Raw genomic sequence first — 11,723 nt, 5'->3', positions numbered from 1 at the left:
TCCCTCCCCGGCCCCCTGCACCGAGCCGGAGGCTAGATGGATTCCTTGCGGGTCAGGAAGTTGAACGAGATCCACCCCGGCAGCACCGGCAGCCAGAACGTCATCAGCCGGAACAACAGCACCGCCGAGATCGCGACTTCCTTCTCCAGGCCGGCCGCGATCAGACCCAGGGTCAGCGTGGTCTCCACCGCGCCCATACCGCCCGGCGTCGGCGCCGCCGACCCCAGCGCGTTGCCCGCGAGGAACACCACCGCGATGCTCGCGTAGCTGATGGCCTGGCCGCCCCCGAACGCCCGGATCGACGCGTCCAGGCACATCACGAAGCAGCCCGTCAGCAGCAGCATCCCGCCGATGCCGGTCACCAGCTTCTGCGGCCGCTGGAGCACGTCCAGCATGCGCGGCACGACCCCGGCGAACAGCGCCCGTACCCGCGTCGCGACGAACTTCCGCATGAACGGGACCGCCGTCACCACCAGCACCAGCACCGCCACCGTCAGCAGACCCGCGATGACCGTCCGGGACGGGGTCATCTCCGGGGTCTTCTCCGTCCCCGTCAGATAGCCGAAGGACAGCAGCAGCAGGATGTGGCTGGCCAGTCCGAACAGCTGCGAGGCGCCCACGCTCGCGACCGCGAGCCCCGGCCGGACCCCCGCCCGCTGGAGGAACCGCGTGTTCAGCGCGACGCCGCCCACCGCCGCCGGAGCCACCAGCTTCACGAAGGACCCGGCCACCTGCGCGACCACCGTCCGCAGGAAAGGCACCCGCTCGGGCACGAAGCCCAGCAGGCTCATGGCCGCCGCGAAGTAGCTCAGCGCGGAGAAGGCCAGCGCCGCCCCGACCCAGCCCCACTGCGCCTGGCCGACGATGGTCGCGAAGTCCACGTGGGCGAGCTGCGTCAGCAGGAAGTACGCGCCGAAGGCGCCCGCGATGAACGACACCAGGGTGCGCGGCCGGATCCGCTCCAGCCGGGCCGGCTCCACCGGGGCCTGCGGGCGGATCAGCAGTACCTGCTGGCGGATCTGGCTCAGCAGGTCCTCCTCCCGCGCCCCGTCCAGCGCGTTGTCCAGCGCCTTCTTCTCCGCCTTGCGGTCCGCGGCGGGGCTGGTGGCCGCGGCGTCCGCCTCGCGCGCCGCCTTCGCCGCCCGCGAGGATTCCAGTACGGCCTCCCGCTGCCGCTCCGCCCGCTCCCGGGCCAGCTTGCGCAGCGTGGCCCGCGTGGAGCGGCTCAGCGCGATCGGCTGGAGCAGCGGCAGGCAGTCCGCCACCGCGTCCGGGCCGAGCACCGACACCGCCGAGGCCACCGCCCGCTCCGCGCCGACCCGCAGGCCGAGCGTGGTCAGCAGCTGGGCGATGTCCATCCGGAGCACCAGGTCGCCCGCCGCGATCTCACCGCCGCGCAGGTCGGTGAGGATGACGTTGCCGGAACGATCCACCACGAGGGCGTCCCCGGTCAGCCGCCGGTGCGCGATCCGCCTCGACTGCAGGGCCCGTACCTGCTCCCAGGCGTTGAGGCTCAGCTCGTCGGTGATCTCCTCGTCGGGCAGCGAGTCCAGGGTCCGGCCGCCCAGGTGCTCGTACACGAGCATCACGGCGTCCGGGCCGAGCTCGGAGGTGGCGATCAGCCTCGGCGCGTTCGCCCCGGCCGCGATGGCGGCGTACGCGAGCAGCGCCTCCTGCTCCAGCGCCTGGCGCAGCGACTGCAGGCTGCGCCCGGTGGTGATGCCGCGCAGGGTGAGCCGGCGCCAGACCCGGTAGAAGAAGCCCTGGGCCTGCTGCTCCCGGTCCACGACCGTGACGTCGAGCGGCGGGCCGTCCTCCAGGGTCACGTGGTAGCGGCGGCCCCGGTCGCTCACCTCGGAGGCCTCGGGGCCTTCGGGGACCTCGGCGCGCATCGCACTGACCGGCCGGAAGCCGACCCGGCGCAGTCCCGCGAGGAGGGTCTGCCCGGTGGGGCGCACATTCGGCGAGCCGACGGCGTACAGCGTCCCGTAGGCGACGCACCAGCCGATCAGCACGGTGAGGATGATCGAGAAGGGCGTGGTGTAGCCGCTGACCAGCATCGTGAACGCGTCCATGAGCAGGACCACCCACAGCGCCACGCGCCAGCGCGGCCGGCGGGTCATCCCCACGGCCGTCATGTACGCGATCACGGGCGCGAGGTAGCCGTGCACCGGATCGGTGAGGGCGCCGCCGGCCCCGGCGGAACGGGTCAGGGCGTCCTGGATGGTGTCCGGGGCGGCCTGCGAGACCCACAGGTCGGTGGCGAGGGTGACCCCGTGCGCGAGGACGGCCGCGAGCACGCCGTCGGCGATGCGCAGGCCGTCGCGTTTGATCAGCCGCTCGATGGCGAAGGCGACGGGGAGCAGCAGCACCGCGATGCTCGACACCAGCGCGGCGACCTTGATCAACAGGTCGGGCGCCTGGCCGGTGCCCTTGTTGATGTCCTCCTCCAGGCCGACGGTGGTGCCGTGGGCGAAGGCGGCGATGGCGAGGACGACGGCGATGCCGAGGACGCCGACGAGCAGGCGTACGAGGTCGGACGGGCGGTGCACGCGGGCGGCGAGCAGCGGTTCGTCGACCTCGACCCGGTCGGCGGCGGTGGGGGCGTGCCCGTGCGGGCCCGCCGGCTCGTCGTCGCCGTCGGGCCGGGGTCTGGGCCGGGGGGTGGTGCCGTCGTCTGGGCGCGCGTCGTCGTCAGCCGACGCGCCGTCCGGAGGGCTCACACCCTGCTCCTTAGTCGTCACTTCCGTCTCTTCTTGATCACGTATCACCAGTCACCGCCCGCAAGATGGTGGCACGGACCGACCTTCGAGCGGGGCATCAGGGTGCGCGCCGGTACGGAACCTTGTCTTCCGGCGCCGGCCCGCCATCGTGCTGCACCATGGGCCGGATGAGCGAGGAGCTGCCCGCGTACGCGGAGCACGTGCTGGAGCTGGTCGAGCGTATTCCGCCCGGCCGGGTGATGACGTACGGAGACGTCGCCGAGTGGCTCGGCGACGGTGGACCGCGCCAAGTCGGGCGCGTCATGGCCCTGTACGGGGGAGCGGTGCCCTGGTGGCGCGTGGTGCGGGCGGACGGCGTACCACTGCCCGGCAGCGAGCGCCGAGCCCTGGAGCACTACCGCGCCGAGGCCACCCCGCTGCGCCTGACGGCGGGCGGCGAGCAGCGGCTCGACATGCGCCGGGCACGCTGGGACGGCGACGGGGACCGCGACGAGGCTCACACCTGACAGCTTCGGCCATGCGCGGCCCGCGCGGGCGGTCGGGCGTCCGTGCGAAGGCCCGTCCGGGGGACGGAGAGGAACTGCGCGGGGCAGGCCGGTTGCCGTAGCGTTGCCTCTTCCGCTCCGGCCGCCGCCGTCGCGGCGGCACCCGAAGACCCACCAGGACCGGCAGCTCACGTGATCACCTCTCCTTCCGACCGCACCGAACGGCGGCGTACGCGGACTCCTGACGCGTACCGCCTCGTGCGCACCGGGCCGGAACGGGTGGACCCCCCTGTCCTGGACGCAGCGCAGCGCGCGGTGGTTGACCACACCCGCGGACCACTGCTGGTCCTGGCCGGACCGGGCACCGGGAAGACGACCACGCTGGTCGAGGCCGTCACCGCCCGAGTGGAAGCGGGCACGGACCCCGCCCGGATCCTCATCCTCACCTTCAGCCGCAAGGCGGCCGTGGAACTGCGCGACCGGGCCGCCCTGCGCCTCGGCGGCGCGCGGGCTCCGCAGGCGACCACCTTCCACTCCTTCTGCTACGGGCTCGTCCGCGCCCACCAGGACACCGACCTCTTCGCCGATCCGCTGCGGCTGCTGTCCGGCCCGGAGCAGGACGTGATGGTCCGCACCCTCCTGGAGGGCCAGCGCCGGATCCGCTCCATCCGCTGGCCGGACGACCTGCGGGCCGCGCTGACCACGCGCGGGTTCGCGGACGAGGTCCGCGCCGTGCTCGCCCGCGCGCGCGAGCTGGGGCTGGGCCCGTCCGCGCTCGACTCCTTCGCGACCCGCATCGGCCGCCCTGACTGGAAGGCGGCCGCGGCCTTCCTCTCCGAGTACCTGGACGTCCTGGACCTGCAGGGCACGCTGGACTACGCGGAACTCCTGCACCGTGCGGTCCTCCTGGCGGAAGGCACCCCCGCCCTGTCCTCCTCCTACGACGCGATCTTCGTGGACGAGTACCAGGACACGGACGCCTCCCAGCTGCGGCTGCTGCGGGCGCTGAGCGGCCCCGGCGGCACGCTGGTGGCCTTCGGCGACCCCGACCAGTCGATCTACGCCTTCCGCGGCGCCGACATCAACAACGTCCTGGACTTCGAGTCGGCCTTCCCGGGCGCGGCGGTCAAGGCGCTGACGGTGGGCCGCCGCTCGGGCGCGGCCATCCTCGCGGCGACCCGCCTCCTCACGACCCGCATGCCGCTGCCCCGGCTTCCCGCGGCCGCGGTACGGGCGCACCGAGCCCTCCACGCCACCAGGGAGGGCGGCCGGGTGGAGGTGTACACCTACCCCACGGCCGGTGCGGAGCTGGACAACATCGCCGACATCCTGCGCAGGGCCCACCTGGAGGACGGCGTGCCCTGGCAGGACATGGCCGTACTGGTCCGCGCGGGCGGCCGCACCCTCCCGGCGATGCGGCGCGCCCTGATCACGGCGGGCGTCCCCGTCGAAACGGACGGCGCGGACACCCCCCTCCGCCACGAACCGGCCGTAGCCCCCCTCCTGACAGCCCTCCGCGCCACAGCCACGGCCGCCGCCGCCCTCCCCCCGTCCACCCCGGACACACCACCCGCACCCGGCTCCACCGACGTGCGCGAGCCTGCTCGCGACTCCGGGGCGGGTGGGCTGGGATCATCCCCCGGTCCGCAGGACCAGCCCGCCGCAGGCGAGCCGGACCCGGGGCACGGCCCCGAGAACCCCGCCGACCCCGCCGGAGGTATCGGCGTCGAGGCCGCCCTCGCCCTGCTCACCTCCCCGCTCGGCGGAATGGACGCCGCCGACCTGCGCCGCCTCGGCCGCGCCCTCCGCGACGAGGAGCGCACCGCAGGCGTCAAGGTGCCCGCACCCTCCGACGTCCTGCTCGCCCGCGCCCTCGCCGAGCCGGAACGGCTCACCGCGCACGACCCCGCCTACGCCCGCGGAGCGCAGCGCCTCGGCCTGCTCCTGCGCAAGGCCCGCGAGCTCCTCCAGGGCGGCGGCACCGCCGAAGAGGCCCTGTGGACCCTCTGGGACGGCACCCCCTGGCCCCAGCGGCTGGAGCGCAGCGCCCGCCGCGGCGGCGCGGCCGGCCGCAACGCCGACCGCGACCTCGACGCCGTCTGCGCCCTCTTCGACACCGCGGCCCGCGCCGAGGAACGCACCGGCGGCCGCGGCGCCCTCAACTTCCTCGAACAACTGGAGGCGGAGGACATCGCCGCCGACACGTTGACGACCCGCGCCACCCGCCCCGACGCGGTCCGGCTGATGACCGCCCACCGCTCCAAGGGCCTGGAGTGGTCCCTGGTCGTCGTCGCCGGCGTACAGGAGGGCCTCTGGCCCGACCTCCGCCGCCGCGGCTCCCTCCTCGAGGCCGACCGCATCGGCCGCGACGGCCTCGCCGAGCCCCTCACCCCCGGCGCGCTCCTCGCGGAGGAGCGCCGCCTCTTCTACGTGGCCGCCACCCGCGCCCGTGACCGCCTCGTCGTCACCGCCGTCAAGGCCCCGGCCGAGGACGGCGACCAGCCCTCCCGCTTCCTGACCGAGCTCGGCGTCACCCCGAAGGACGTCACCGGCCGCCCCCGCCGCCCGCTCGCCGTCCCGGCCCTCGTCGCCGAGCTGCGCGCCACCACCGTCGACCCCGACGCCTCGCCCGCCCTGCGCGACGCGGCCGCCCGACGCCTCGCCCGCCTCGCCGCGCTCACCGACGACGAGGACCGCCCGCTGGTCCCCGCCGCCCACCCGCAGCGCTGGTGGGGGCTGTACGAGCCCACCCGCAGCAGCGTCCCGCTGCGCGACCGGGACCGGCCCGTCGCCCTCTCCGGCAGCGCCCTGGACCAGCTCGCCAACAGCTGCTCGCTCCAGTGGTTCCTCGGCCGCGAGGTGAAGGCCGACGCCCCCTCCACCGCCGCCCAGGGGTTCGGCAACGTCGTCCACGTCCTCGCCGACGAGGTCGCCTCCGGCCGCACCCCCGCCGACCTGGCCGTCCTCATGGAACGCCTCGACTCCGTCTGGGACGGCCTCGCCTTCGACGCGCCCTGGAAATCGGCCCAGGAGAAGGAGAACGCCCGCGCCGCCCTCGAGCGCTTCCTGCGCTGGCACGCCACCGACCGCGGGGGCCGGGCGGCCGTGGCCACGGAGCACGAGTTCGACGTCACACTCGAAGCGGGCGACCACACCGTCCGGATCCGCGGCTCCATGGACCGCGTCGAATCGGACCCGCAGGGGCGCGCGTACGTCGTCGACTTCAAGACCGGCAAGGCCGCGCCCACCAAGGACGAGGTCGCGCGCCACCCCCAGCTCGCCGTCTACCAGCTCGCCGTGCGCGAAGGCGCCGTCGACGAGGTCTTCGACGGCCTGCGCCCCGCATCCGGCGGCGCCGAACTCGTCCAACTGCGCCAGGGCGCGCCCAAGAAGGAGGGCGGTGACGAGGTCCCCAAGGTCCAGGGACAGCAGCCGCTCGACGGCGAGTGGGTCGGCGACCTGCTCGCCACCGCCGCCGGCCGGGTCCTGGACGAGCGCTTCGCACCCGCCGCGGGCAAGCACTGCGACCACTGCTCCTTCCGCAGCTCGTGCAGCGCCCGCCCGGAGGGCCGCCAGACGGTCGAGTAGCGGGGACTGTCCGTGGGGGCGGCTAGCCTCTTAACGTGTCCGCGCGTCCGTCCGTCCTCACCGACCCCGAGCAGCTCAAAGAGCTCCTCGGCATCCCCTTCACGCCCGAACAGCTGGCCTGCGTCACCGCACCGCCCGCCCCCCAGGTGATCGTCGCGGGCGCCGGATCCGGCAAGACCACCGTCATGGCCGCCCGCGTGGTCTGGCTGGTGGGTACCGGCGCGGTCGCCCCCGAGCAGGTCCTCGGCCTGACCTTCACCAACAAGGCCGCCGGGGAGCTGTCCGAGCGCGTACGCACGGCCCTCGCGCGGGCCGGCATCACCGACCCGGACCCTTCGCCCGCCGAGGCCGACGCGGCCGGCGGCGAGCCGCGCATCTCGACGTACCACGCCTTCGCCGGGCAGCTCCTCAAGGACCACGGCCTGCGCATCGGCCTGGAGCCCAGCTCCCGCCTCCTCGCCGACGCGACCCGCTTCCAGCTCGCCGCCAAGGTGCTGCGCGAGGCCCCCGGCCCCTACCCCTCGCTCACCAAGTCCCTGCCCGACCTGGTCAGCGACCTGCTCGCGCTCGACGCGGAGCTCTCCGAGCACCTGGTCGAGCCGGAGCGCCTGCGTACCTACGACACCGGGCTGCTGAGTGAGCTCGCCGACGCCAAGCTCACCAACGAGGACCTCCGCAAGGTCCCCGAGGCCGTGCGCGGCCGCCTCGAGCTCCTGGAGCTCGTCGCCCGCTACCGCGCCGCCAAACGCTCCCGCGACCTCTTCGACTTCAGCGACCAGATAGCCCTCTCCGCGCAGCTCGCCACCACCCGGCCCGAGGTCGGGGCGCTGCTGCGCGAGGAGTTCCGGGTGGTCCTGCTCGACGAGTACCAGGACACCTCCGTCGCGCAGCGGCTGCTGCTGTCCGGGCTGTTCGGTGCAGGCACCGGGCACGCGGTGACCGCCGTCGGCGACCCCTGCCAGGCCATCTACGGCTGGCGCGGCGCCTCCGTGGCCAACCTCGACGACTTCCCCGAGCACTTCCCGCACGCCGACGGCACCCCCGCCACCCGGCTCTCGCTCAGCGAGAACCGGCGCAGCGGCGGCCGCCTGCTCGACCTGGCCAACGGGCTCGCCGAACCGCTGCGCGCCATGCACGAGGGGGTGGAGGCGCTGCGCCCGGCGCCCGGCGCCGAGCGCGCGGGCTTCGTACGGTGCGCGCTGCTGGAGACCCACGCCGAGGAGCTGGAGTGGCTCGGGGACTCCGTCGCGCACCTGGTCCGCACCGGGACGGAGCCGGGCGAGATCGCCGTCCTGTGCCGGTCCGCCGCGGACTTCGCGCGGATCCAGGCCGTCCTGGTGGCCCGGGACGTGCCGGTGGAGGTCGTCGGACTCTCCGGGCTCCTGCACCTGCCGGAGGTCGCGGACCTCGTCGCCGTCTGCGAGGTCCTCCAGGACCCGGGCGCCAACGCCTCCCTCGTCCGGCTGCTCATCGGCCCGCGCTGGCGGATCGGCGCGCGCGACCTGGCCCTGCTGGGCCGCCGCGCGCGACTGCTCGTGGGCCGGTCGCCGTCCGATACGGAGGCGGACCCGGACGAACGGCTCGCGGCGGCCGTCGAGGGCGTGGACCCGGCGGAGATCGTGTCGCTGGCCGACGCGCTGGAGACGTTCCTGGACGGGGCGGGCCAGTCCGATGACGGCCTTCCGTTCTCCGCCGAGGCCCGGGTCCGCTTCGCGCACCTCGCGCAGGAACTGCGCGACCTGCGGCGGTCCCTCGCCGACCCGCTGATGGACGTCCTGCACCGGGTCCTGGCCGCGACCGGCCTGGAGGTGGAACTGTCCGCGTCCCCGCACGCGCTGGCGGCCCGCCGGCGCGAGACGCTGTCGAACTTCATGGACGTGGCCGCGGGCTTCGCCGCCCTGGACGGCGAGGCGACCCTCCTGGCCTTCCTCGCCTTCCTGCGCACGGCGGCCCAGTACGAGAAGGGCCTGGACCACGCCCTGCCGGGCGGGGAGAACACGGTGAAGGTGCTCACCGCCCACAAGTCCAAGGGCCTGGAGTGGGACGTGGTCGTCGTCCCCGACCTGTGTGCCGGGTCCTTCCCGAAGGAGAAGGCGCCGGAGTCCTGGACCTCGTACGCGAAGGTGCTCCCGTACGCCCTGCGCGGCGACGCGCCCACCCTGCCGGGGGACCCGGCCTGGACCTCGGCCGGGCTGAAGTCCTTCAAGACGGCCCTGAAGGACCACAAGTCCGTGGAGGAACTCCGCCTCGGCTACGTGACTTTCACCCGCCCGCGCTCCCTCCTGCTGGCCTCGGGCCACTGGTGGGGCCCGACCCAGAAGAAGCGCCGCGGCCCCTCCGCCTTCCTGACCGCGCTGTACGAGCACTGCGCGGCCGGGTTCGGCGAGATCGAGGCCTGGGCGGACGAGCCCGCCCCGGACGCGGAGAACCCGTCCCTGTCCGCCGAATCCACCCGGGACCAGTCCTGGCCGCTGCCCCTGGACCCGGACTCCCTGACCCTCCGCCGCTCGGCGGCGGCCCTGGTGGAGTCCTACCTCGCCTCCCCGGCCCCGCCGGAGGAGGACTCCTACCTCTGGCCCCCGGACTGCGAGGACCCGTCGTACGAGGACGAACCGTGGCCTGACGACGAGGCCTGGCCGGAGGACGACCTCTGGGCCCCCGAGGCGCCCGCCCCCGCGCCGGCGCCGGCGCCGGTGGCGGAGCCGGACGCCGACGACCCCTGGGACGGCGAGGCCTGGGCCGCGGCCCCCACCCCCGCCGGGCGGCAGGCGGCGGCAGGCCCGAACCCCCTCACCCCCGAGGACGCGAGGGCCGTCGCCTCCTGGGACCGGGACCTCGACGCCCTGGAGGGCGAGCTCCGCCGTGCCCGCGCAGCCGTCCGCGACGTGGAACTCCCGGCCGCCCTCTCGGCCAGCCAGCTGCTCCGGCTCGCCGCCGACGAACAGGGCTTCGCCCGCGACCTGGCCCGCCCCATGCCCACGCCCCCGCAGCCCGCCGCCCGCCAGGGCACCCGCTTCCACGCCTGGGTCGAGTCCCGCTTCGACGAGCTCCCGCTCCCGCTCCTGGACGTGCTCGACCCCGCCACCGAGCTGCCCGGATCCGACCAGGAGGTCGCCGACGAGGCCGACCTCGACTCCCTCAAGGCCGCCTTCGAGCGGAGCGAATACGCGGACCGGCCACCCCACCGCATGGAGGCCCCGGTCCAGCTCACCCTCGCGGGCCGTGTCATCCGTGGCCGGATCGATGCCGTCTACCGCACGGACACCGGCTACGAGATCGTCGACTGGAAGACCGGCCGCACCACCGAGGCCGATCCCCTCCAGCTCGCCGTCTACCGCCTGGCCTGGGCGGAAGCCACCGGCACCCCGCTCGACCAGGTCACCGCGGCCTTCCTCCACGTTCGCAGCGGCCGCGTGATCCGCCCCCGCAACCTCCCCGACCGGGCCCGCCTTGAGCGGATCCTCCAAGGCAAATCGGACACCGACGGTGACCATCAGGCGGACAGCTAGGCTCGGGGGCATGAGCGACACCCCGCCGGACAGCGCCGTCCGCACGTACATCGACACCCACCGCGCCGCCTTCCTCGACGACCTCGCCGAGTGGCTCCGCATCCCCTCCGTCTCGGCGCAGCCCGAGCACGCGGGCGACGTACGCCGCAGCGCCGAATGGCTCGCGTCGAAGCTCAAGGAGACCGGCTTCCCGGTCGTCGATGTCTGGGAGACCCGCGGCGCCCCCGCCGTCTTCGCGCACTGGCCGAGCGAGGACCCGGACGCGCCCACCGTCCTCGTGTACGGGCACCACGACGTGCAGCCCGCCGCCGTGGCCGACGGCTGGCACACCGACCCGTTCGAGCCGGTGATCCGCGACGGCAGGATGTACGGGCGCGGCGCCGCCGACGACAAGGGCCAGGTGTTCTTCCACACCCTGGGCGTACGGGCGCACCTGGCGGCCACCGGCGCCGCCGCCCCCGCCGTGAACCTCAAGCTGATCGTCGAGGGCGAGGAGGAGTCCGGCTCCATCCACTTCCGGGACCTCGTCGAGTCCCGCGCCGCCGAGCTCGCCGCCGATGTCGTGATCGTCTCCGACACCGGCATGTGGTCCGAGACCACCCCCACCGTCTGCACCGGCATGCGCGGCGTCGCCGACTGCGAGATCGACTTCCACGGCCCGGACCAGGACATCCACTCCGGAGCCTTCGGCGGAGCCGTGCCCAACCCGGCCGCCGCCGCCGCCCGCCTGGTCGCGGCCCTGCACGACTCCGACGGGCGGGTCACGATCCCCGGCTTCTACGAGGGCATCGCCGAGCTCACCGACGCCGAGCGCGCGCTCATCGCCGAGCTCCCCTTCGACGAGTCCGAGTGGCTCCGCACGGCCAAGTCCCACGCGGCCGCCGGCGAGGCCGGGTACTCCACCCTGGAGCGCGTCTGGGCCCGCCCGACGGCCGAGGTCAACGGCATCGGCGGCGGCTACCAGGGCCCCGGCGGCAAGACCATCGTGCCCGCCTCCGCCCACCTGAAGCTGTCGTTCCGCCTGGTGTCGGGGCAGGACCCGTACGAGGTCGAGGCGGCCGTCCGGGAGTGGGTCGCGGCACGCGTCCCGGCCGGAATCCGGCACTCCATCACCTTCGGCGCACCGACCCGCCCGTGCCTGACCCCGCTGGACCACCCGGCGCTGCAGTCGGTCGTACGGGCCATGGGCCGCGCCTTCGGCCAGAAGATCCGCTTCACCCGCGAGGGCGGCTCGGGACCCGCGGCCGACCTCCAGGACGTCCTGGGCGCGCCCGTCCTCTTCCTCGGCATCTCGGTGCCCTCCGACGGCTGGCACTCGCCGAACGAGAAGGTCGAGCTGGACCTGCTCCTCAAGGGCGTCGAGACGACCGCCTACCTCTGGGGCGACCTGGCCGCGTCCCACCGCACATCCGCCTGAC

Annotated in this window: 5 protein-coding genes; 4 read left to right on the top strand and 1 reads right to left on the bottom strand. The window is 74.6% G+C overall.

What is annotated here, in order from left to right:
- Window positions 1-32: 32 nt before the first annotated feature.
- Window positions 33-2,771, bottom strand: a complete 2,739-nt coding sequence (locus OHA89_RS13840; RefSeq protein WP_266615089.1) for a lysylphosphatidylglycerol synthase transmembrane domain-containing protein — start codon at window positions 2,769-2,771, stop codon at window positions 33-35.
- A 110-nt stretch (window positions 2,772-2,881) separates the two neighbouring features.
- Between OHA89_RS13840 and OHA89_RS13835 the strand changes: the two genes are divergently transcribed.
- The 4 genes from OHA89_RS13835 (at window position 2,882) to OHA89_RS13820 (ending at window position 11,722) form a co-directional block, all read left to right on the top strand.
- Window positions 2,882-3,229, top strand: a complete 348-nt coding sequence (locus OHA89_RS13835) for an MGMT family protein (protein ID WP_251065262.1) — start codon at window positions 2,882-2,884, stop codon at window positions 3,227-3,229.
- A gap of 237 nt (window positions 3,230-3,466) precedes the next feature.
- Window positions 3,467-6,796, top strand: a complete 3,330-nt coding sequence (locus OHA89_RS13830; RefSeq protein ID WP_406368490.1) for an ATP-dependent helicase — start codon at window positions 3,467-3,469, stop codon at window positions 6,794-6,796.
- A 35-nt stretch (window positions 6,797-6,831) separates the two neighbouring features.
- Window positions 6,832-10,305: an ATP-dependent DNA helicase gene (locus OHA89_RS13825; RefSeq protein ID WP_266615088.1), complete on the top strand. Its 3,474-nt coding sequence runs from the start codon at window positions 6,832-6,834 to the stop codon at window positions 10,303-10,305.
- Between the two features lie 10 nt (window positions 10,306-10,315).
- Complete coding sequence (locus OHA89_RS13820) at window positions 10,316-11,722, top strand: dipeptidase (RefSeq protein WP_406366269.1); 1,407 nt, start codon at window positions 10,316-10,318, stop codon at window positions 11,720-11,722.
- The last annotated feature ends 1 nt before the right edge of the window (window position 11,723 follow it).

It is taken from the genome of Streptomyces sp. NBC_01546 (assembly GCF_045208355.1).
GTDB lineage: Bacteria > Actinomycetota > Actinomycetes > Streptomycetales > Streptomycetaceae > Streptomyces.
Note: the sequence above shows the minus strand (reverse complement) of the source record. Positions and strands in the feature narration are given on the sequence as shown.